Source organism: Sorangium sp. So ce185 (genome assembly GCF_051526825.1).
GTDB classification, from domain to species: domain Bacteria; phylum Myxococcota_A; class Polyangia; order Polyangiales; family Polyangiaceae; genus Sorangium; species Sorangium cellulosum_D.
In genome coordinates this window covers 5,397,184-5,419,081 of sequence record NZ_CP150316.1, presented here as the reverse complement: position 1 = coordinate 5,419,081, position 21,898 = coordinate 5,397,184, and the positions used below count along the sequence as shown (strand labels likewise).

The 21,898-nt window shown below is 71.4% G+C and carries 14 protein-coding genes; 6 read left to right on the top strand and 8 right to left on the bottom strand.

Features of this window, described 5'->3' with window-relative positions:
* Positions 1-70 precede the first annotated feature (70 nt).
* The 3 genes from WMF26_RS19840 to WMF26_RS19830 all read left to right on the top strand — a co-directional run bounded on the left by WMF26_RS19840 (position 71) and on the right by WMF26_RS19830 (position 5,684).
* Positions 71-1,480 carry a M64 family metallopeptidase gene (locus WMF26_RS19840; RefSeq protein WP_438001605.1) on the top strand — a complete coding sequence of 470 codons (1,410 nt, stop codon included), beginning with the start codon at positions 71-73 and terminating at the stop codon, positions 1,478-1,480.
* Positions 1,477-2,043, top strand: coding sequence for a hypothetical protein (locus WMF26_RS19835; RefSeq protein WP_438001604.1), 567 nt, complete (start codon positions 1,477-1,479; stop codon positions 2,041-2,043). Before WMF26_RS19840 ends, WMF26_RS19835 begins: the two co-directional genes overlap by 4 nt.
* Positions 2,044-2,459: 416 nt before the next feature.
* On the top strand, positions 2,460-5,684 hold the full coding sequence (locus WMF26_RS19830) for a glycosyl hydrolase 115 family protein (RefSeq protein ID WP_438001603.1): 3,225 nt from the start codon (positions 2,460-2,462) through the stop codon (positions 5,682-5,684).
* A 255-nt stretch (positions 5,685-5,939) separates the two neighbouring features.
* On the opposite strand, the gene WMF26_RS19825 is transcribed toward WMF26_RS19830, so the two are convergent.
* Entirely contained in the window at positions 5,940-6,896 is a 957-nt protein-coding gene (locus WMF26_RS19825; RefSeq protein WP_438001602.1) for a LysR family transcriptional regulator, read from the bottom strand.
* A 45-nt stretch (positions 6,897-6,941) separates the two neighbouring features.
* Between WMF26_RS19825 and WMF26_RS19820 the strand changes: the two genes are divergently transcribed.
* Together WMF26_RS19820 and WMF26_RS19815 are read left to right on the top strand one after the other, a co-directional pair.
* Positions 6,942-7,949 (top strand): hypothetical protein, encoded by a 1,008-nt coding sequence (locus tag WMF26_RS19820; protein WP_438001601.1) that lies wholly within the window; start codon positions 6,942-6,944, stop codon positions 7,947-7,949.
* A 207-nt stretch (positions 7,950-8,156) separates the two neighbouring features.
* Positions 8,157-9,386 carry a zinc-binding metallopeptidase family protein gene (locus WMF26_RS19815; protein WP_438001600.1) on the top strand — a complete coding sequence of 410 codons (1,230 nt, stop codon included), beginning with the start codon at positions 8,157-8,159 and terminating at the stop codon, positions 9,384-9,386.
* Here WMF26_RS19815 and WMF26_RS19810 read toward each other — a convergent pair.
* The 3 genes from WMF26_RS19810 to WMF26_RS19800 form a co-directional block, all read right to left on the bottom strand.
* Positions 9,370-12,201, bottom strand: a complete 2,832-nt coding sequence (locus WMF26_RS19810; RefSeq protein WP_438001599.1) for a PAS domain-containing protein — start codon at positions 12,199-12,201, stop codon at positions 9,370-9,372. The genes WMF26_RS19815 and WMF26_RS19810 overlap by 17 nt on opposite strands.
* Positions 12,202-12,477: 276 nt before the next feature.
* Positions 12,478-13,893, bottom strand: a complete 1,416-nt coding sequence (locus WMF26_RS19805; RefSeq protein ID WP_438001598.1) for a serine hydrolase domain-containing protein — start codon at positions 13,891-13,893, stop codon at positions 12,478-12,480.
* Positions 13,894-14,224: 331 nt separating this feature from the next.
* The gene (locus tag WMF26_RS19800) at positions 14,225-16,963 is read right to left on the bottom strand and encodes a protein kinase domain-containing protein (RefSeq protein ID WP_438001597.1); all 2,739 of its coding nucleotides are present in this window, start codon (positions 16,961-16,963) and stop codon (positions 14,225-14,227) included.
* Between the two features lie 169 nt (positions 16,964-17,132).
* Here WMF26_RS19800 and WMF26_RS19795 point away from each other — a divergent pair, with 169 nt between their 5' ends.
* Positions 17,133-17,750, top strand: a complete 618-nt coding sequence (locus WMF26_RS19795; protein ID WP_438001596.1) for a glutathione peroxidase — start codon at positions 17,133-17,135, stop codon at positions 17,748-17,750.
* 95 nt (positions 17,751-17,845) lie between these two features.
* Here the strand turns inward: WMF26_RS19795 and WMF26_RS19790 are convergent, their stop codons facing one another.
* The 4 genes from WMF26_RS19790 to WMF26_RS19775 all read right to left on the bottom strand — a co-directional run bounded on the left by WMF26_RS19790 (position 17,846) and on the right by WMF26_RS19775 (position 21,889).
* Positions 17,846-18,694, bottom strand: a complete 849-nt coding sequence (locus WMF26_RS19790) for a family 16 glycosylhydrolase (protein ID WP_438001595.1) — start codon at positions 18,692-18,694, stop codon at positions 17,846-17,848.
* Between the two features lie 254 nt (positions 18,695-18,948).
* Positions 18,949-19,785, bottom strand: a complete 837-nt coding sequence (locus tag WMF26_RS19785; RefSeq protein ID WP_438001594.1) for an AraC family ligand binding domain-containing protein — start codon at positions 19,783-19,785, stop codon at positions 18,949-18,951.
* A gap of 146 nt (positions 19,786-19,931) precedes the next feature.
* A complete protein-coding gene (locus WMF26_RS19780) occupies positions 19,932-20,750 on the bottom strand; it encodes a hypothetical protein (RefSeq protein WP_061629838.1) in 819 nt (272 codons plus the stop codon).
* On the bottom strand, positions 20,747-21,889 hold the full coding sequence (locus tag WMF26_RS19775) for an aromatic ring-hydroxylating oxygenase subunit alpha (RefSeq protein WP_438001593.1): 1,143 nt from the start codon (positions 21,887-21,889) through the stop codon (positions 20,747-20,749). Before WMF26_RS19775 ends, WMF26_RS19780 begins: the two co-directional genes overlap by 4 nt.
* Between the last annotated feature and the right edge of the window lie 9 nt (positions 21,890-21,898).

Here is a 21,898-nt window from a genome sequence, read left to right as displayed (position 1 = left end):
GCGCGCTCGGACCTTTTCATCGACGACGGCGCGATGGGTACCACCGGCGAGGAATCGTGAGGCTAAATCGATGAAGTCGAGCTGGATCCCGCGCGTTTCATGTCTGGTGGCGCTCTGCGCTTGCGGCGACGCACCGGACAGCGACGCGACGACCGACGGCGGCAGCACGTCGGAGGGCGGCAATCTCGCGGCCGGCGGCTCAGCGGGCGGCGGCGCCGGAGGCGCCGGCGGTCCAGGCTCGGGCGGCGCGGCCCAGGGCGGCTCGGCCGGCACGGGCGCCGGGGGTGCTTTCGTGCCCGGCGGCGATGGCGGAGGCGGCTCCGCTTACGTCCTCGACTGCGGCACGAACGGCGTGGCTATCGAGAGCGCGGGCCCGCCCGAGAACCGCGTCAACTACGTCATCATCGGCGACGGCTATGACGCCGAGGCCGTGAACACCACGTACCTCGAGCACATCGAGGCGGCGATGGCCCTGCGCTTCAGCAGCCCGATCGGCGAGCCGTACGGCAGGTATCGCAAGTTCGTCAACATCTGCGCCATCAAGGTGGTCAGCCCCTCGAACGGCGTCCCGGGCGTGCTCGGTTGCACCGGCGACGACGAGAGCCGCCTCGCGGACTGCGATACCCGCGCGGCGGACGCCGCGCTCGAGGCGAACCTCCCCGCCGGCTTCGAGGTCGACTGGCACGCCATCGTGCTGAACAACGATCGCTGGTGGAACACGGGCTCCTCCTGGATGCTCTGGTCGGGCGCGCACCCGGAGGCTGCCGGCGCGGCCCTGCACGAGGGCGGCCACGGCTTTCATCAGCTCGCCGACGAGTACTGCGCCAAGGCGACGGGCTCGGGCTGCGGCGCGAACACGTGCGGCGGCAGCGGCACCGAGTACGTCGAGGTGAACTCGACGGCCGATTGCACGACGACGGCCGGCAAATGGGACAAGTGGCTGGGCTACGACGCCGCCGACGCCACGGGCCTCCAGGGCACCTTCGTCGGCAGCCGCTACGTCGATGGCGGGCAATATCGCCCGTCGTCGAACTCGATGATGAACAGCCTGTTTGGAGGCCACAAGAACACGAGCTTCAACCCGGTCTCGCGCGAGAAGATGATCATGGATATCTGGATGCGCATCAAGCCGGTAGACTCGGCCGATCCGCCCGCCGGCGCCGTCACCGACCCGGCGGCGCTCGCGGTCAACGTGATCGATCCCGAGGTCATCAGCGTCGATTGGACGCTCGACGGCGAGGTGATCGCGACCGACGGCGGCCCCGTCTACAACGTCGCCGCGGCGGGCCTCCCTCCGGGCACGCACACGATCGTCGCCAGGGCCTACGACAACGCCGGCGAAGAGTGGGTGCGCTACCGCAGCGGCGAGTGCCTCGACCCGCCGCCGTCGACCGACCCCAGATACTACGATCCCTGCTGGGGTCGCGACAACTGGCCCCGCTCGCAGGAGACGGTGACGTGGACGGTGACGATTCGATGAGGTCGACGCGCGGGCGCTGGGGCGTGGCCGCGCTGGTGCTCCTCGGCGCGGCGCTATGGCTCGTCGATCGCTCGCGAGAGCCCGATGGACGAGGGCTGCCCTCGTCCCGGCAGGGAGCGTCGCAGGCGGAGACGCCGCGCGAGGCGGCGTCGCGCCACACGGCGAGCGCGCCGCCCGCGCTGGCCGCCAGCGCCGAGCCCGCCGCGGCGATCGGCGACCTGCCGGTCCTCGGGCCGAGCCCCGACGACCGGCACGACGGCCCCGCTCATCCTCACCCCATCACACAGCGCCACCTCGAGATGCAGCATGAAAACGGTCTGATCGCGCTGCTGAACGACGCGATGAGCGCGCGGGACGGCGCGCGCATGCGCGCGCTCGTGCACGAGTATCGCCGCACCCACCCCGGGGACCCGAGCCGGCTGCAGGACGGCTACGAGATCATCGCGGGGTGCCTCGAGGCGCCCGGCGAGGCGTCGAGAGCGGCGGCGGAGGGCTACTATGCCGAGCATCGCGCCTCGACCGTGCGGCGCTTCGTGCGCGCGATCTGCCTCGAAGGTGGTTGAAGGAGGCCCGCCCGAGCTGGCGCACGACGGGCCGAAGGGCGCCGCGCCCGCGGCGTCAGGCGTGATCGGACCGGCACGGTCCGGGAATCTCTGAGGCCGACCAGAGCGCTGCGCAGCGCCGCGCCGCCGTAAGTGCCATGGGCAGACGGGATGTCTGCGTCCTCCGCTGCAGCTCGTGGCCGCAAGGCGCTGCGCGTCCGTGTCTCTGCCGCGCAAGCGCACCTCGCGCATGCGCCGAGGGTCGTCCATTCATGAACAGCCGGGAAAGGCCGTATATGACATCCGATGAAGAACATTGCAGGGCCAATGCGTCGACGCGATTCCACCGAGCGGTCACGCGCGGCCGGCGCGCCCATCGTCCGTGCGCCGCTCCAGGCAGACGGGCGCTCGGCGCGCTCGGGGCCGCCTGGAGTCCCATGGTGCGGATGGGGGTCCTCTGCGGGGTACTGCCGCTCTCTTTGTCCGTGTTGTCCGTGCTGGGGGGTGGTTGTTCGGGATCGGACGACGCGTCGCCGAAGCCCGGCGATCCAGGCGCGCAGACCGGCGGGCCGGGCGGGCAGGCGGGAGGGCCGGACGGACAGGCCGGTGGCCCGAATGGGCAGGCGGGAGGGCCGGACGGGCAAGCGGGAGGGCCGGGAGGGCCGGACGACCCGGCGCCGCACCCGGAGGATCCGGAGAAGTACGTCGCGTTCGAGCCGGGATCCGACAGATTCCCCCTGGTCGCCGCCGGCAAGGCCGCGCCGCTCGTCGTGAGCTCGAGCGACCACGCGGGCGTGATCCGCGTCGTGAGCGACCTCAAGGCCGACATCGGGCGGGTCACCCTGGTCGAGCCCGAGGTCTCGCTCGACGCGATCCCGGCGGCGGAGGACGTGGTGATCATCGGGACGCTGGGCAAGAGCAAGCTCGTGGACCAGCTGGTGAGCGAGAACAAGCTCGACGTCGCCGGCATCGCGGGCCGCTGGGAGACGTCCCTCCTGCAGGTCGTGAACGATCCGGCGCCGGGCGTCCGCCGGGCGTTCGTGATCGCGGGCAGCGATCAGCGCGGGACGATCTTCGGCGCCTACGACGTCTCGCGGAACATCGGGGTGTCGCCCTGGCACTACTGGGACGATGTCCCGGCGCACCAGCACGACGCGCTGTACATCCTGCCCGGCCGCTACTCGCAGGGGGAGCCGAAGGTGAAATACCGCGGCTTCTTCATCAACGACGAGAACCCCGCCCTGGGCACGTGGGCGCGCAACACGTTCGGCCCCGCGCCCAACACGAGCCGCCCGAACGGCTTCAACCACGAGCTCTACGCCAAGGTGTACGAGGTGCTGCTCCGGCTCAAGGCCAATTACCTGTGGCCGGCCGTGTGGGGCAGGTCGCTCTTCGACGATGATCCCGAGAACCAGGCGCTGGCCGCCGCGTACGGCGTCGTGATGGGGACCTCGCACGAGGCGCCGATGATGCGAGCGCAGGACGAGTGGGATCGCTACGGGCAGTCCGGGGGCCGGTACGGCGGCAACGGGCAGTGGAACTTCGACAAGAACACGGAGGCGCTGAAGAAGTACTGGACCGACAGCATCCAGCGAATGAAGGACTACGAGAGCGTGGTCACCGTCGGGATGCGCGGCAACGGCGATCTGCCCATCGACGACGGCGGCAACATCGATCTGATGCAGCGGATCGTCGAGGCGCAGCGGAAGATCCTGGCCGACGTCACGGGCAAGGACGTCACCGCCATCCCGCAGGTCTGGACGCTCTACAAGGAGGTCCAGCGCTTCTGGGACGAGGGCATGCGGGCGCCGGACGACGTGATCATCAACTGGTGCGACGACAACTGGGGCAACATGCGCGAGCTGCCCGATCCGTCGGCGCCGGAGCGGTCGGGCGGCTACGGGCTCTACTACCACTTCGACTACGTGGGCGGCGGCCGGAACTACAAGTGGATCGACACGAACCTCCTCCCCAACATCTGGGAGCAGCTCCACCTGTCATATCGGTACGGCGTCGATCGGCTGTGGGTGGTGAACGTGGGCGACCTGAAGAACGAGGAGCACCCGCTCGAGTTCTTCCTGGACTACGCGTGGAACCCCGAGCGGTGGCCGATCGAGCGCCTGCCCGTGTGGGAGCGGCAGTGGGCGGCGCAGCAGTTCGGGCCGAAGCACGCGGCCGAGATCGCCGAAGTGCTGACGATGTACTCCAGGCTCCAGTCGCGCCGGAAGCCGGAGCTGCTCAACCGGGTCATCACCCTCAACCCGAACGCCAACATCGCCACGAACCCCGACAGCGCCGTGGTTTACGCCGACGGGAGCCCCTTCAGCCTGATCCACTACGGCGAGGCGGAGCGGGTCGTCGCGGAGTGGCAGGCGCTCGCGGCCGAGGCGGAGCGGATCAACGAGGAGCTGCCGGAGGCGTACCGGGACGCCTACTACCAGCTCGCGCTCTACCAGGTGAAGGCCAGCGCCAACCTGTACGAGCTCCGCCTGGCCGGGTTCAAGAACATCCTCTACGCCGCCCAGGGGCGCGCCGCCACGAAGGACATGGCCGCGACCGCCGAGGCCCGGCTCGCCGACGACAAGGCCATGTCGGACTACTACAACAATGCGCTGGCCGGCGGGAAGTGGAAGGGCTTCCAGACGCAGCCCAAGATCGGCTATGGCGGGCCGTATCCGGACTCGGGCTGGCAGCAGCCGGAGAGGAACGGCACCCTGCTGGACGACTTCATCTGGCCGGAGCTCAAGCAGATCAACGTGCCGCGCGCGGCGGACATGGGCGTGGCGATCGACGGGTCCGACAAGGTCTGGCCCGCGGAGCGGACGCCCGCGGTGCTGCCCGAGCTCAGCCCGTTCCAGACCCAGCCGGCCCAGTACATCGAGGTCTTCAACCGCGGTCAGGAGCCGTTCGATTACCAGATCGAGCCGTCGGTGCCCTGGGTGAAGGTCTCGCCGAACAACGGCACGATCGAGAAGGAAGTGCGCGCGACCGTGAGCGTGGACTGGGCGGCGGCGCCCCAGGGGACCACGGAGGTGCCGATCACGGTGACGGCGTCGAACGGGCGCACCGTGGTCGTCCAGGCGGTCGTCAAGAACCCGGAGGTGAACCGCGAGGCGATCGAGGGGTTCGTGGAGAGCAACGGGTACGTCTCGATGGAGGCCGAGCATTTCACCCGGGCCGTGAGCGCGGACCCGATCTCGTGGCAGCTCATCCCGGACATCGGCCGGACGGCGGGGGGCATGACGCCCTTCCCCGTCACCGCGGCCAGGCAGACGCCCGGCGGTGACAGCCCGCGCCTCGAGTACACGATCCACCTCTTCACGACCGGGAAGGTGACGGTCTGGGCGTACCTGTCGCCGAGGAACAACGTGCTGCGCACCGACGGCCTGAAGTACGCGGTGTCCATCGACGACGGGCAGCCGCAGATCGTCAACGTCACGACGGCGCTCAACGGCATCCCGATGAACAAGTCGTGGGAGAGGAACACGTCGGACAACGTGAACCGCACGTCGACCACGCACACCATCGCTCAGCCCGGCGCGCACGTGCTGAAGCTCTGGATGGTCGATCCGACCGTGGTGGTGCAGAAGCTGGTGGTGGACACGGGCGGGCTCAAGCCGAGCTACCTGGGGCCGCCGGAGAGCTTCCGCGCGACGCGGTAGCGCGACGCGGGGTGACGTCGACCAGCTACGACAGCACCGGCCCGTCGGCGTCCACCACCTACCATTAGGGCAACACCAGCACGATGTGGCTGACCTCGTGGGAGACGACGACCGACAAGACGTCGAGCCTCGCGTCGGGGAGCCACGACGGCTGGCACACACGCTCGCAAGGACACGGTGCCGTGGCCGGGTGACCCCCCACCTGGGTTGAGCCGCCCGCCCGGCCTCAACCTGGGTCGCCCCGCCCCCCTCGCCTCAACCCGGGTCGGGCCGACCCTCGGGCGCCCGCAGCGCCCCCACGATCGCCTTCCGCAGACAGGCCGCCGCCGGGTCCTTGTGCGTCCGCTCGTGCCACGCGAGCCACATCTCGTGCCCGAGGTCCGCCACGGGCAGCTCGACGACCCGCAGCGGGAGGTGCGACGCGAGCGCCTTCGCCGCGCGCCGGGGCATGCACGCGACGAGATCGCTGCCGGCCGCGGCCATCGCCGCGGGCGCGAACCCGGGGACCACCAGCGCGATCCGGCGGACCAGACCCTGCGCGCGGAACGCCCGCTCGACAAGCGCGTGCCCCCGGCCCGGACGGCCGAGCGTGATGTGCACGTCGATGAAGCCCAGCCGCGGAAACGCGCTCCGCGTCAGGCGCCGGCCCACGACCGGATGATCCCGGCGGACCACCCCCACGGTCGGATCCCGGTAGAGCGCCGCGACGCGGAGCCCAGGATCGCGCCGCCGCAGCACGATCGCCGCGTCAATCCCGCCCTGGGCAAGACCCCCCGAGGCGATCAGGGCGTCGATGCTCACCACCCGGAGCCGCGCGAGCGGCATCTCCCGCGCGAGCGCCGCCGCGACCAGCGGCACATCCGCGATCTGCGAGTTGTCGGCGCAGGCGAGCGTGAGCTCCCGGGTGGACGAGCGCGGGTCGAACGTCCGCCGGTGCTCGACCACCGACCGCACCTGGGCCATCGCCGCCGCGAGCTCCGGCAGCAGCTCCTCGGCCGCCGGCGTCGGCGCCATGCCGCGGCCATCGCGGACGAGCAGCGGATCGCCGAGGAGCTCGCGCGCCCTGGCGAGCGCGTTCGAGACCGCCGACTGCGTGACGCCCAGCCGGCGCGCGGCGCGCGTCGCGCTCCGCTCCTCGAGCGTCACCGCGAGCACGTGGAGCAGGTTGAGATCGATGGCGGATAGATTCACCACGGTGATGACATCTATCACGATCCATCACTGGAGGTGGCACGCGGCCCCTGTCTAGATACGGCCATGTCCACCCGCGAGAGACGCCCGACACGCGCTGGATTCGCGCCCCTCTGGCTCGCCGCCGCCGGCCTCGCCGCCGCCGCCGGCTGCGACGATCTCCGCCAGTGCGATCCCCCCGATCCGGAGCGCCAGGCCGCGCTGCCCGCCGCGCTGTCGCAGACCGGCCTCTACGCCGACATCGCCGCGGGGACGGTGGCGAGCGACGTGGTGGCCTACGCGCCCGGCTTCGAGCTCTGGAGCGACGGCGCGGACAAGCAGCGGTTCATCCGGCTGCCGAAGGGCGCGCAGATCGACACAAGCGCTCAGGATGCATGGCAGTTCCCCGACGGGACCCGCCTCTGGAAGGAGTTCCGGAGGGACGGAGTCCTCGTCGAGACCCGCCTGCTCGCCAAGGTGGGCCCCGCCCCCGAGGACTGGGCCGCGGTCGCCTATGTCTGGAACGCCGACGGGACCGACGCGCTGGCGACGCCCGGCGGCGCCGAGGACGCGCGCGGCACGCCGCACGACGTGCCCGCGGCGGCAGAATGCATGGGCTGCCACGGCGGGACCGAGAGCCGCGTGCTCGGGTTCTCGGCGATCCAGCTCGCCGCGAGCCGCGGCGAGGTCGACCTCGACGTGATCGCCGCCCGGGGGATGCTCTCGGATCCTCCGCGCCGGCCGGTCCGGCTCCCGGGAGACGCCGTGGCGCAGGCCGCCCTCGGCTGGCTGCACGCGAACTGCAGCCACTGCCACAACAGGACCCGCCCTAGCAGCGACGGCGCGCGCTGCTACGACCCGCAGCGCAGGTTCGACTTCACGCTCCGGGTCGACGAGATCGCGTCGGTCGAAGCCACCGCCACCTACCGCACCGCCGTGGGCACGGTGATCCGCCCGGGCGATCCCGACGACAGCGACGTTGTGGAGCGCGCCCGGAGGCGCGATCCGGACTGGCCTTCGATGCCGCCCCTCGGGACCGAGATCGTCGACGAGGACGGCCTGGCGGCGCTGCGCGCCTGGATCCGTCGCCTCTAGACCAGAGCGCGGCGCTCGGCCGGGCAGGACGGCGTTTTTGCCACACTGAGACAGTCCGCGACGGCCAATCGAGCGGCAACTCGTCGCGCGGCCTCAGCCGCGACGCGAATCGCGCGCTGCTCGCCTGGCACATGGATTGCCAACACGCCGACAGCGCGGCGCCAGGAATCCAGGACGAAACCGCTTCTCCTCGGCCCGACCACCACCATGTCCACCCGCTTCGACAGCCTGATCACGCGCCTGCGCAGCGCATGGAAACCGGTCAAACAACCCACCGCCCCGCGCGCCTACCGGTGCCAGTGCGAGCGGCCGGTGTTCTTCCGCAACAGCGAATGCCTCGCCTGCAAGACGCCGCTCGGTTATGAGCCCGAGCGCGCCCAGGTGATGCCGCTGAAGCCCGGCGCGACCGAGGGCACCTGGCAGCTCTGGCACGACGCCGCGGCCGCGCCGCGCCTCTACCGGCGCTGCGGCAACTTCGACACGGCGTCCGGCTGCAACTGGCTCGTCCCGGTGGCGGCGGAGACGCCCGCGCTCTGCGCCGCGTGCCGGCTCAACCGCACCATCCCGGACCTCACCGTCGTCGAGCACCAGGCGCTGTGGCGCCGCATCGAGACGGCCAAGCGACGGCTCGTGTCGCAGCTCCTCGCGCTCAACCTGCCGGTGAAGTCCAAGGTCGGCGAGGATCCGGAGCACGGCCTCTGCTTCGACTTCCTCGCCTCGCCGCCCGACGGGCCCAGGGTGATGACCGGCCACGCCGACGGCGTCATCACCCTGAACATCGAGGAGGCGGACGACGCCACGCGCGAGCGCATCCGCGCCGCGATGCGCGAGCCCTACCGCACGCTGCTCGGGCACTTCCGGCACGAGATCGGCCATTATTACTGGGACCGCCTGGTGCGCGACACCGGATGGCTCGCGCCGTTCCGGGAGCTGTTCGGCGACGAGCAGCAGGACTACGCCGCCGCGCTGAAGGCCAACTACGAGCAAGGCCCGCCCGCCGACTGGCCGCAGCGCTTCGTCAGCGCCTACGCCAGCATGCACCCGTGGGAAGACTGGGCCGAGACCTGGGCCCACTACCTCCACATGGTCGACACCGTGGACACGGCCCTCAGCTTCGGCATCGACGCCGACGAGGTGGAGCTCGACGTCGAGCCCTGGGGCGCCGACGCGCTGTGGCGGCCGGACGATCCAGGGGCCGCGAGCTTCCTCGGCTTCCTGAACGCCTGGGTGGAGCTGACGGCCGTGCTCAACGAGATGTCGCGCAGCATGGGCCAGCACGACTTCTACCCGTTCGTGATGCCGCGCCCCGCCGTGGCCAAGCTCCAGTTCATCCACCTCGTGGTGAACGGAGCCCTCGCCGCGACCCAGCCGGCCGCGACCCCGCCCGCCGCGACCTCGCCCGTCGCGACCGCGCCCGCCGCTATACCAGCGCCTTAGGCCAGGTGAACGAGAAGGCCGCGCCGCGCCCGACGTCCGAGTCGAGGGCGACGGTGCCGCCGCTGCTCTCGACGATCTTCTTCACGAGCGCGAGCCCGACCCCCGTGCCCTCCGACCGGTCCCGCGCCTCCAGCGTCTGGAAGATGATGAACACCTTGTCGTGGAAGCGCGGCGAGATGCCAGGGCCGTTGTCCGCCACCGTGAAGCGCCAGTGCGAGCCGGCGTCCGCGCACGAGACCACCGCGCGGCCGTTCCCCTTGTCGGGGTGGTGCTTGATGGCGTTGCCGATGAGGTTCATGAACACCTGCTGGAGCAGCGCGCGCTCGGCGACGACGCTGGGCAGCTGGCCGGCGATCTCGACGCGGAAGCCCCCCGGCGGCGACAGGAGATCCACCACCTCGTCGACGAGCGGGCCCACGGCGACCACCTCGGTGGGCACGCGGATGCGCCCGACGCGCGAGTACGCGAGGATGGCGTCGATGAGCGCGTCCATGCGCTGCACGCGGATGCGCAGGAGCTCCAGGTTCCGCTTGGACACGTCGCTGAGCCGCTCGCCCTCGTCGTCCTCGATCCACTGCGAGAGGTTCGCGATGCCCCGCAGCGGCGCCTTGAGATCGTGCGACGTGATGTAGGCGAACTGGTCGAGCTCGCGGTTCATGCGCTGCAGCGCCTCCGTGAGCCTCGCCAGCTCGTCCGCGCGCTGGCGCAGCGCGAGCTCCGCGTTCATGCGCTCCGTCACGTCGGTGCACGCGCCCGTCATCGTGAGCGGCCTGCCCTCGGCGTCGCGGAGCATGCGGCCGCGATCGAGCAGCCAGTGGACGCTGCCGTCGGGCCACACCACGCGGAACTCCAGGTCGAAGTCGGCGCCGTCGTGCACGCAGCGATCGAGCGCCTCGAGGACGCGCTCGCGATCGTCGGGGTGGACGAGGCCCGTGAACTGGTCGATGTGGCGCGCGGTCGCGCCCGCCGGCAGGCCGAAGAGCCGATCGAGGTTCTCGTCCCAGTCGAGCTCGTTCGTGGCCGGGATCCAGCGGAACGTGCCGGTCGCCGAGGCGTCGAGCGCCGCGCGGAGGCGCTCCTCCTTCTCCTGGAGCGCGCGCTGCGCCTGCCGCTGCTCGGTGATGTCGTGGCACGTGCCGAGCATCCGCGCCGGCCCGCCGTCGGGCGCGCGCTCGACCTCCGTGCGCGCGTGGACCCAGCGCGTGGCGCCGTCGGGCCGCACGATGCGGTAGGTCATCTCGCCAGCGCCCGCCTGCCAGAGCAGCGCCTCGAGCTCGGCGGCGACGCGCGCCCTGTCCTCCGGGTGGACGCAGGCGATGGCGGCGTCGGGCCGGACGCCGCCGCTCTCGCTCGGCAGGCCGTGGATGCGGAGCTGCTCCTCGGACCAGTCGAGCTTGCCCGCGGCGACGTCCCACGACCAGCTCCCGAGGTGCGCGACCTCCTGCGCCTTCGCGAGCTGCTCGCGGCTCTCGCGCAGCGCGCGCTCCGCGCGGGCGCGCTCGATGGCGATGGCGGCGAGGCGCGTCGCGACACGGACGATCTCCTCGTCGGCGGGGGTGGGCGCGCCGGGCGCGGACCGGTACACGGCCCAGGTGCCGAGCACCTCGCCCTTCGAGGAGACGATGGGCGTGGACCAGCAGGCGCGCAGCCCGAGCGGCAGGGCGAGCTGGCGGAAGTCGGCCCAGAGCGGATCGGTCGCGATGTCCTCCACGACGACCGGCGCGCGGCGGTGGGCGGCGGTGCCGCACGAGCCCGCGCGCGGGCCGACGAGGATCCCGTGCACCGCCTTGTTGTACGACGCCGGCAGGCTCGGCGCCGCGCCGTGCAGGAGGCGGCGGCCGTCCTCGCTCGCGAGCAGGACGGTGAAGCGGCGGCCGGCCGAGAGCTCCTCGGCGTCGCGGCACAGCACCTCGAGCGTCTCCTCGATGCCCTGGTCGAGGGCGATCATCTCGAGCACCTTGCGCTGCCACCCGAGGAGGATCTGCTGCCGGCGCTGCAGGGTGGCGTCCATCATCGAGCCGATCATGCGGACGGCCTTGCCGGTCGCGTCGCGCAGCACGAGGCCGCGGTCGTAGATGTACGCATATTCGCCGTCGGCGCGGCGGAAGCGGTACTCGCCGCTCCACGTCGTCGCGGTGCCGTCGATGGCGTCGTGGATGCTGCGCGAGACGCGCTCGAGGTCGTCGGGGTGGATGCGGCCGGTCCAGCTCTCGGGCCCCGGCTCGAGGTCGTCGAGCCGGTACCCGAACGTGCGCTCGAAGTTCTCGTTCCACCAGACCGTGCCGGTCGTGAAGTCCCAGTCCCAGATGGTGTCGTTCGTGGCCTTGGCGAGGAGGTGGAAGCGCTGATCGCTGAGGCACATCAGGTCCTGCGCCATCCGGCGCGGCGTCACGTCCTCGAGCGCGCCCTCGTAGCGCGCGACGCGCCCGGTCGCGTCGCGGATGGCCCGCGCGGTGATGCTGACCCACAGGTGCGTCCCGTCGAGGCGCACGAACTCGACCTCGTAGCCGTGGACGGCGCCCTCCTGGTCGAGGATGCGCATGATCTCCTGCCGCTGCCGCTGGTCGGCGTAGAAGCCTGGGACGGGCAGGTCGAGGAACTGCGTGTGGTCCGCGTAGCCGAGGAGGCGCGCGAACGCGCGGTTCGCGTCGATGAAGCGCCCCGCGGGCGTGGTCGTGAAGAGCGCGACCGGGCACCCGGCGTAGAACGAGGAGAGGCGATCCTCGCCGGAGAGCGGGGCGAGCTCCGCCTCGGCGCTCGCCGTCTCGGTGCGGGTTGCGGCGTGGGGTTGGCTGATGCGGAGGTCGTCGTTCATCCAGGGGCGTCCTTGCGGCGGGACACCTACCTTTGCGGGCGCGCTCGCACGAGCGCAAGCGCCATGCGCTCCGCGGCGTCATTCGGCGCACGCCCCGGCGCACTGCCGCGCCCGCCGCGCCCGGTCACCCGCGCGATCGCGGGCGCACCCCCGGCGAGCGGCATGCTCGCCGCTCCTACGCTGACAGCGCCGAGCGACTTCGCGCGACGCCCGATGTGCTGAATGACCCCGGTGCGAACACCCCACGTCCCGCCGAAGGACGCCGTCGTGCGGCCCCTACGGGACATCCATCAGCGACAGGTTGACCGCATCGCTGACCTCCTCCGCGCGGATCGCCTCGATCATCGCGTCGAAATCGTCCCAGTACCACAGCTGGTCCTCGTCGACCCCGAGGTGGTCGTAGCCCGGGAGCCCGTGATTCGTGAGCAGGATGATCATCAGGTCTCGCGCCGGATCGGGGTCGATGACCATGAGCGTCCCGGCGCCGCCGGTCTTGCTGTACGCGACGGTCGAGGTGTGATCGCCGCCGGGCCACGCGCCGGGATCGTACATCTCCCACCCGAGACCCTTGCCCGAGTAGAACAGGTTCTGGGCGAACGTGGTCGCCGGCGTCGGGAGGCCCATGTCGCCCGTCTGCAGCGTCGTCATGCGCTCCACCGAGGGCCGCGACATGATCCGCTGGCCCGGACAGGACAGGAGCATCGGGTTGCAGAGCGCGTCCGGGCCCCAGACGTGGACGCCCCGGTTCAGGAGCATCTGCCCGAATTTGGCGAGATCGAGCGCCGTCGAGAACAGGCCGTCGCACCCGGTCAGGTGGCCGTGCTGAGGGGTCCCCGTGTTCTCCTCCACGTCGTAGTCGGTCTCGTCCTGCACCTCGCCCCGCAGGTAACGCCCGCGCACGCTCGACCACGCCGTCCCCACGAAGCGCTCGCCCTTCGCCGGCATGTAGACCTTCGGCCGGTAGGACGTGCTCGACATCTCGAGCGGATCGAAGATGTTGGTCTTCATCAGCCCCTGCAGCGAATCGCCGCCCGCCTTCTCCAGCACGTGGCCGAGGAGGCGAAACCCGAGGTCGCTGTAGAGGACCTTCTGGCTCGGCGTGTAGAGCAAGGGCGCCGTGAGCATCGTGCGCCAGCGGTCGCTGGCGCCGAGGACGCCGCTCGCGTCCATGTCCTCGCCCGACACGTAACGCATCAGGTCCCTGACCGTCACGCGCGCCTTGTCCGGGCTCGTGGCGAACTCGGGGAAGTACGACGCGACCGTGTTGTCGATCTTGAAGCCGGGGAACCGGCCGGACTCCTGCATCCTCATCGCCAAAAAGACGGTGAACGGCTTCGTCATCGACTCGAGATCGAAGATCCCGTCGCGCGGCATCGGCGGCGAGGGCATGTCCGGCCAGCTCGCGTTGAACCCGTCGCGCTCGCCCAGCGCCTCGTGGAGCACGATCCGCCCATGGCGGGCGACCAGGAGGACGGCGCCCTGGATCTCCCCGCCCGCGATGGCGTCCTCCAGGGCCAGCGTCGCATCGCGCAGCCCGTCGCTGCTCATGTACACGGACTCCGGCTCCGCGGGCTGCAGCCTGCGGGGCCACGCGCCGCTCGAGGGCTGAGAGGCACCCCCGTAAGCGACGTCCGGCGCGCCGAGGCCCGCCAGGACCGCCAAGGAAGACACGAGAATAGACGTCGTTCCCATGGATGATGCCTCCTCGCCAGAGCTGCCCGGCGACAAAAGGTCGAGACCACCATGATAACGCGCTCTCCAGCGCGCCAGCTAGCCGGGTTTGTCCCGACAACGATGCTGGTTTAACGTACGCAGACGCCCCGCGGACACGCGGTGTCAAGACGAAACGAGCGCCCTTGTGCGAAGGCGCCGCCGCTCTGCACACGTGTCCGATGAACGCTCGCAAACAATCGCGCCGTCAGATGTTGCATAGGCCACATGCGGTGAGCGCGTCGCGCCCGACCTCTCCGTCCACGATGCCGCGGCGCTCCTCTTCGGCTTCGGCGCGCGGAGGGCGGGCGGGTCAGTCGATCGGTCCGCAGCCGAGCGCCCTCGATCTCTCGCGCGCCCGCGCCGCGGTCTGCGAGGGCGGGCTCGCGCCTCCCCAGCGCGCGACCACGCTCGCGTAGGCCTGGCACGCGCCGGCGATGTCCCCCGTCTGCTCGAGGGCCTGACCGAGGAACCAGAACGAGCGGACGTACGTCACCGGCCAGTCCAGCATATCGCACGTCATGACCGCCTTGCGGAGCGCGGGGATCGCGTGGCCGGGCATGCCCGCGAGGTGGTAGACCGCGCCGAGATCCGCGTGGACGTGGTGATCGACCTGATCGCTCATCAGCGCGCTGACCGGCAGCGCGGGGACAGCCTCCGCGGCCTCCTCGAAGCCCTCGATCCAGCGCGCGTGCGCCCTCACCACGGCGGAGAGCGCGCGCTCGGCGCCGGCCGGAGCGCCCGGCGGCGGCAGGTGCTCGGCGCGCCGCTCCTGGAACGCGGGCCAGGAGATGAAGCCCGCATGCAGCATGACCCGCAAGAGGTCCGCCGAGCCGCTGGCGCAGGCGACGTAGTTGTCGAGGCACGTCTCCGCGATGCGCGCCGCCTCGATCTCGCGATCGGTCTCGAGATAGATATCGACGAGCGCGCGGGCGACGTCGGCGTGCGCCCTCGACTCCGCGCTCATCCGCAGGCGCGCGCTCCGCAGCAGCACCTCGGCCTCCGCGAAGTCGCCCGTGAGCGCCCGCACGCTCGCCTCGTCGATCAGCGCGACGTAGCGCCGCTCCGAGTCCGGCAGCGAGACCCAGCCCTGCCGCAGCGGCACCATCACCGCGTCGGCAGACCGCCCCTGCGCGTAGCTCGACGACGCGAGCTTGCGCTGGATCGCCTGGCCCCTCGCGCCCGTCATCCACAGCATGAGCTGCAGGTCCTGCTCGACCTCGCCGCAGCTGCCGAGCGCGCTGTGGATCTCGCTCCTGACCTCGTAGCAGCTCGCCGCCTGGGGTGAGATCGCGAGGCACTGGTCGACGGCGGCGGCTGCGTCCTGGAACGACCCGAGGTGCCGCAGCGACCGCGCCAGCGCGGCCCAGCCCTGGGCGCGCTGGGGCTCGCTCGTCGTGGCCCGCGTCGCCGCCTCGACGCTGGCGTGGATGTTCCAGCGCAGCGCGTGGCGCGCGAAGAGGGCGAGCACCTCCGCGTCGCGCGGGCGCTGCGCGGCGAGCGCGGAGAGCCGCGCAGCGCAGAGCGCCGCGTCCCCGGGATCGCCGCCGAGCAGGGGCTCCATGGCGTGGAGGAGCGCTCGCTCGCGGGCGTCGAGCCCGTCGCGCAGCGCCTCGGCGCGCGCGTAATGCATCCGCGCCTCGGCGCGCTCCGGCGCGTAGATCGCGAGGCGGAGGTGCGCTGCGGCCAGCGCGTCGTCGAGGGCGATCGCCTGCCGCAGGCGGTCCGCCGCCTCGCCCTCGTTGGCGTCGCCGACGGCCTCGAGCGCGGCCGCGTACCGGGACAGCGCCCGCGGATTGATCGCGGGGGGCGGCGGCCGCTCCTCGACCGGAGCCGGACCCCCCCGCCACGCCAGCACCACGGCGACCAGGCCCGCGAGCGCCACGGCGAGGCCGATCGTCCAGGCCGCCGCCCGGGCGGCGGTGCGCCTTCCGGTCGAGCGGGGCTCCGCCGGGGGCGGCGGGGTGTTGGGGCGCTCGGTCGGCGCCATGGGGTCGACCTCGGCTTCCTCCACCGCCTCGCCGTCCGGCACCCGGACCGGCGGCCCGGAGGGGGCGGGCGCCGGCGACGCCGGCGCGTCCGAGCTCGGCGCCGCGGCCTGCTGCGCGAGCGCGGCGAGCACGCCGTGGACCTCGCCGAGGTCCGAGGGCCGGGCGTCGCGGGCCACGGACAGCATGCAGCGCACGAGGCGCGCGAGCTGCGGGGGCACGCCGGGCGCGGCGCTCTCCAGCGGGGGGATGCCGCCGGTCACGATGATCTTGAACACCTGGCCGGCGTTGTCGGCGCGCGTGGGGAGGTCGCCCGAGAGGCACTCGTAGAGGAGCAGGCCGAGCGACCAGATGTCGGTCCGGTGATCGACCGGATCTCCGAACACCTGCTCCGGGGACATGTAGCAGGGCGTGCCCAGCCTCGTCCCGCTCTCGGTGAGCCCCGGCGTCCGAGCGTCGTGCCCGCTCGCGGCCGTCAGCTTCGCGATGCCGAAATCGAGGACCTTGACCCGCTGGCTCGAGCCGTCGACGAGGAAGATGTTCTCCGGCTTCAGATCGCGGTGGATGACGCCCCGCGCGTGCGCCGCGGCGACGGCCGAGACGACCTGCAAGAAGATGGAGGCCACCTCCGGGAGGGACATCCTCGGCCCGCGAGACAGCCTGTCGGCGAGCGACTCGCCGGAGAGCAGCTCCATGATCATCACGGGCGCTCCGTCCTCGAGCGCGACGTCGTGCACCGCGACCACATTGGGGTGGTCGAGCTCGTGCGCGATCCTCGCCTCGCGCAGCAGGCGCAAGCGCACCGCGCCGGACACGCCCTTCACGAGCTTGAGCGCGACCCGCGCGCCGGTCAGCGCGTGGCTCGCGGCCCAGACCACGCCCATGCCCCCTTCGCCGAGCAGCCGATCCAGCCGGTACTGGCCTGCGACGATGTCGCCGGGGCGAAAGCTCCGCCTCCCGCCCTCGGCTCGCTCGTCGCCGTCGCCAGGCGGAGACCCCCTTCCCAGAGCGTCCGACGTCGCCTGGAGGTCCTGCGTGTCGCTCCCCTCCGGTGCGCTGCGCACGACAGACTACACTACGCGTCCGGTCTCACCTGTCCAGACCGAAAGCAGCCCGCGCCTACCGCAGAGAGAGCCGCTCCACGAACGCCGGCCCGAACACGCCGTCCACCCGCATCGCGTAGCAGCGGAAGAACGCTCGACGCGGCCCGGAGGCGGGTCTATCCACGCCGTCATGGAAAGCTCGCCGCGCGCGCCCCGGTGCGGACTCGCCCTGCTCGCCTCGCTGGCCCTCGCCGGCGCGCCGGGCTGTGGAAAGGACATCCAGCGGCCCTCGCCGGAGCCGACGCCCGGCGCTGCTCAGGAAGGAAAGGCCATGTCGCTCTACGACTTCACCGTGAAGACCATCGACGGGCAGGACCGCTCCCTCGGCGACTACCGGGGCAAGGTGCTGCTCGTGGTGAACACCGCATCGGAGTGCGGCTACACGCCGCAGTACGCGGGGCTCGAGGCGCTCCACGATCGGCTCAAGGATCGCGGCTTCGCCGTCCTCGGCTTCCCCTCGAACGATTTCGGCGCGCAGGAGCCGGGGACGGACGCCGAGATCGCCGCCTTCTGCTCCACGAAGTACGGCGTCAGCTTCCCCATGTTCTCGAAGATCCCGGTCAAGGGGGGCAGCAAGCACCCGCTCTATGCCTTCCTCACCCAGGCCCCGCCCGCCGGTGAGGTGAAGTGGAACTTCACCAAGTTCCTGATCGGCAAGGACGGGTCGGTGCTCGCGAGGTTCGAGTCGTCCGTGGCGCCGGACGACCCGAAGCTCACGCAGGCGATCGACAAGGCGCTCGGCGGCTGAGCGAGGCAGCGCCCGAGCCCCCGCCGCCGGCCGAGACGAGGCGGAAAGCTGCGCGCGTCCGAGCCGCCTTCAGCGGCTCGGAACCCACGAAGCGCCTACGGACCGACGTAGCGGTAGACGCGGATCCAGTCGTACTCGGCGCGCGTGGGGGCGGTGCTGCTGTCGACCGGGCCTGCCCAATCTGGCGAGCCAGAAGCCCAGATCGTCATGAGGATGTTCTGAGGGAGGACCATGCGTCCCATCTCCTCGGTGGCAGTGTGCAAGAGCGCTCCGTCGACGTAGAAGCGCGCCTCACCGGGCACCCATTCGATGACATAGGTGTGAAAGCCCGCTGCGGGGTTGAAGCCCAATGTAACGAGCTTGGGGAACTGGAGGTGGCCGGTGGCTGGATCAGCGGGCGGGATGTTCACCATGTGGTTGAACTGAACGCGATCGGTGTTTTTGCCCAAAAACTCGATGTCGAGCTCGTTCCAGTCGTCGGGCGGCCATGGGGTATAAATGAGCACCAGAGAAGAGACGACCGCGGAGCCCTGCGCGAACCGCGCTGACGCTTCTATTCTTCCGTAGGTCAGCGTCTCGCGAGAGCGCATCTCCACGCCGCGAAAGGGCTTGCTGGTATCGTTGGCTGCCGTCAGCGAAAGGCGCAGGATGCCGTCGCTGACCGCCGCGTTTTCGCCGGTGAACTGCGCGAGATTGCCGTCCCAGCTGTGGGTCATCAGCTGCCAGCGAGCGAGGTCGACGGTGTCGAACGGATCTTCCCAGGCGAGCTCGAAGCGGCCATCCCCAGCGCCGCCTCCAGCGGCGCCACCCGTGCCGCCAGCCGTCGCGCCGCTCGTCGCGCCGGAGCTTGCGCCGCTCGTCGCGCCGGAGCTTGCGCCCCCCGTACCACCTGCGCCGCCGGTCATGGGCATCTCTGGCGGCATGCCGCCATCGCCGCCGGTCATGGGGCCGGCAGCAGCCCCACCCGTCGCCGTGTTGGGGGGACCTCCACCGGTCCCGGGGGAGGAGCCCGGATCCGGCGAGCCGTTGGAGCATCCCGAGAACGCCAGGAGCGCGAGCAAGGCGAGGGCTGATCGACTTCGCATGCCGATCGCATACCCAACCGCCGCACGGCGAGCATCCAGGTTTGTGCGTTTCCGCAGCCTGAAGGCCGATTCGCGGAGCAGCGATGCCGGAACGAGGGGTCTGGTCGCGCGAGCTACCCGGGATCTCGGCGATCGTGCCGTGCGCTCAACGGTTCCAACCTGTCGGCGAGCAGCTTCCGGGTGCCTGGGTCGAGGAGCGCGCTGGGCGCCATGCCCAGCAACTCTCTGATCACCTGGTGACAGCGCGAGTAGCTGCCGAACCCGGCGTCGAGCGCCGCGTGAGTCAAGTGGATGCAGCCCTGTTCGAGCAGCTCGAGGAGCTTCAGCGTTTGCAGCCGGTTCTTGTACTCCGTCAGCGACAGCCCCTGGTCGCGGCGAAACTTGCGGCTCACATCGCCGCGGTTGCTGGCCAGGCGCCGGGTCAGCTCGTCGCGGCGGAGGCTCGGCGCCTCGACCAGCAGGGCCGCAGCGCGGTGGCCAAGGCTCACCTGCGGAGGAGGCGTCGTCTGGGCCAGCGCTGCGAACAGATCGAGCAGCCGTCCTTCGACAGCCGGGTCGTCGCGGCTGCTCGGCACCTGGGCCATCGCGTCTGCACAAGCCAGCAAGGCCGCCTCGTCGAGGCGCTGCGGAGGCCGAGAGAAGCTCGGCGCGCAGCCGTGCTCGCGCGCGAACGCATCGATCAGCTCGGGCCGGAACCCTACCACATAGAGCTCGAGGTCCGGGCTGGCGTCTTCGAGATAGTGATCCAGCCCGGGCGGGTACCACAACAGGGATCCGCGGCCCATCGGAACGCGACGATGCCCCACGCGAAAGATGGCGGTTCCCCGGACGACGAGGTTGAACTCCGGCTCGTCGTGGAAATGGGCTGGTCGCCGGTAGACGGGATGATATCGCCAGGCCTGGGCGCGTCGACCTTCGGGCATGGGGAACGACTGCCACAGCAGGTTCACGGTAAGTCCAAGGATAGTGCAGCCTGGTTAGGGAAGCACTCATGAAAAGCGGGGGCCAGGACAAGCAAACGGCTTCCGTGGAGTCATGCTCTCGCGGCTGCCCGCGTCTCGTACAGCCACGCTGTAGCTGTTCGGGGTCCACGGGCTCAGCGCCGATAGAGCCGCTGGAGCCGCTTCACGAACGCCGGCTCGAACACGCCGTCCACCCGGATCGAGTAGCGGAAGAACGGGTCCGGCTCGACCCCGTGGTAATCCATGTCGTTGAACCAGTAGATGGGTGCCTGGACGACCGTGCGCTCCTCCCCTTCCCTGTCGCAGACATAGAATCGCTTGCCGCCGCGCGGCGCGAACGAGATCGACTGCGCCACGCCGAGCGCGCTCCCGGGCTCGGTGTCGCGGTGCGCGGGCGCGTGGTCGTTCGCCTCGAGGCCAAAGAGCACGCAACGCCCGATCTCGACGAACGGAAGCCCGCGGAGGAACTCCACCGTCCGCGGGAAGACCGCCCTCGCCTCTGCCGAGAAATCTTTGCCGGCGCCGGAGTGCTTGTCCTCCCAGCGGTCGTTCTCGAGGAGGTGATAGCAGACCTTCCAGGGGAAATAGACGCCGTAGCGGTACTTCAGGTACAGCATCTGCGCCCGCGAGAGCGGGTGATCGGTCTCGTCTCCGAAGGTGTGCTCGCCGCCGCGATCGAGATCGAAGGCGGACGGGTCGTCGGCGAGCGCCACGAAGTCGCGGAGCTCCTCGCGCGAGAAGCCGCCGATGACCTGCCCGTAGTCCACGTACGGGTCCTCGTGCACCCACGGCGCGACCACGCCCATCCACTTCAGGCTCCCGCCGGTGTACGAGGGCTCGACGCGGCAGAGCCCGAGCACGATCTCGCGATCGAGCTCCGGGAAGCAGGACGTGTCGATCAACGGCGAGAGATCGATGTACGGGCGGCCCCACAAGCCGCACAGCTTGCTCACGACGCCCCCGCGCCGAGCGCCGCGAGGTACCGCTCGGCGACCCACCGATCGAACGCGTGCACGCCGTCCTCCACCGCGGCGTACGTCGACGGCGCGTAGCCCGGGGCGCGCATCCCGCGCTGCTGGCGCTCGCAGATCGACCGATCCTCGCGGTTCACGGTGTCCCAGAAGGCGAACACGTCGGCCGGATCGAAGGCGGGGGTGAACGCCGCCGGGTGGAAGTAGGTGTCGGCGACCACGAGGGTCCGGTCCGGCGCGCGCGGGGTGAGCCGGTACGTGAGCAGGTAGTCGGGCTGGAGGCTCGTGAGCAGGCCCGGGAAGAGCATGGCGTCGCGCACCCGCCGCCGCTCCGCCTCGGGGACGATCAGCGGCCGCGCCCCGCGCGCCGCGCCGAGCGAGACCGTCTCGGCGCCGGGGACGAGCTCCATGAGCCCGCCGAGCCACGGGCCGCCCCCGCCCCAGGACACGGCGTCGTCGCACGGGGTGAGCCGCTCCAGCGCGGGGTGGACGCGCGGGAAGTGGTGAGACTCCTGGAAGTTCTCGACGCAGAGCTTCCAGTTCGCGGCCACCTCGTACTCCACCCGCCGGCCCCGCCGGAGCGAGCGCAGCTCGGGGCGCGCGAGCCACGGCGGCGCGCCGCCGAGCGCGCTCTCGATCGGGGGCGCTCCTGGGTCGAGCGCCACGAAGAGGAAGCCGAAGAGGGCGCCCGCCCGCGCGGGCAGGAGGCCGTGCGCGCCGCGGTCGAAGCCGGGGGGCGCGTGGGGCGCCGCGCGCAGGGCGCCGGAGAGCTCGTAGGTCCAGCCGTGGTACGGGCACGCGAGCTGAGAGAGCCGGCCGCACGCGCCGTCGACGAGCGTCGCCGCCCGGTGGCGGCAGACGTTGTGGAAGGCGCGGATCTCCAGATCCGCGCCGCGGAGGACGAGGACCCCCGCCGGCGTGAGCGGCGCGAGCACCCACTCGCCGGGGCGGGCGATCTCGTCCTCGCGGCCGACGCAGACCCACGAGCGACCGAAGATCTCGGCCTGATCGAAGGCGAACACGTCCTCGTCCCAGTAGGCGCGCGCGGGCAGCGGGCGGGCGGCCGGGAACGGCGCGAGCACGGCGCGGAGGTCGGCGGGGGAGAGCGGGAGCGCCGGCAAGCGGGGCGA

What these genes read in the sequence shown, in the direction of transcription:
- WMF26_RS19820 (WP_438001601.1), top strand. Translation starts at nt 6,942, where the DNA reads ATGTCCACCCGCGAGAGACGCCCGACACGCGCTGGATTCGCGCCCCTC.
- WMF26_RS19795 (WP_438001596.1), top strand. Translation starts at nt 17,133, where the DNA reads ATGGAAAGCTCGCCGCGCGCGCCCCGGTGCGGACTCGCCCTGCTCGCC.
- WMF26_RS19835 (WP_438001604.1), top strand. Translation starts at nt 1,477, where the DNA reads ATGAGGTCGACGCGCGGGCGCTGGGGCGTGGCCGCGCTGGTGCTCCTC.
- WMF26_RS19815 (WP_438001600.1), top strand. Translation starts at nt 8,157, where the DNA reads ATGTCCACCCGCTTCGACAGCCTGATCACGCGCCTGCGCAGCGCATGG.
- WMF26_RS19805 (WP_438001598.1), bottom strand. Translation starts at nt 13,893, where the DNA reads ATGGGAACGACGTCTATTCTCGTGTCTTCCTTGGCGGTCCTGGCGGGC.
- WMF26_RS19810 (WP_438001599.1), bottom strand. Translation starts at nt 12,201, where the DNA reads ATGAACGACGACCTCCGCATCAGCCAACCCCACGCCGCAACCCGCACC.
- WMF26_RS19840 (WP_438001605.1), top strand. Translation starts at nt 71, where the DNA reads ATGAAGTCGAGCTGGATCCCGCGCGTTTCATGTCTGGTGGCGCTCTGC.
- WMF26_RS19830 (WP_438001603.1), top strand. Translation starts at nt 2,460, where the DNA reads ATGGTGCGGATGGGGGTCCTCTGCGGGGTACTGCCGCTCTCTTTGTCC.
- WMF26_RS19790 (WP_438001595.1), bottom strand. Translation starts at nt 18,694, where the DNA reads ATGACCGGCGGCGATGGCGGCATGCCGCCAGAGATGCCCATGACCGGC.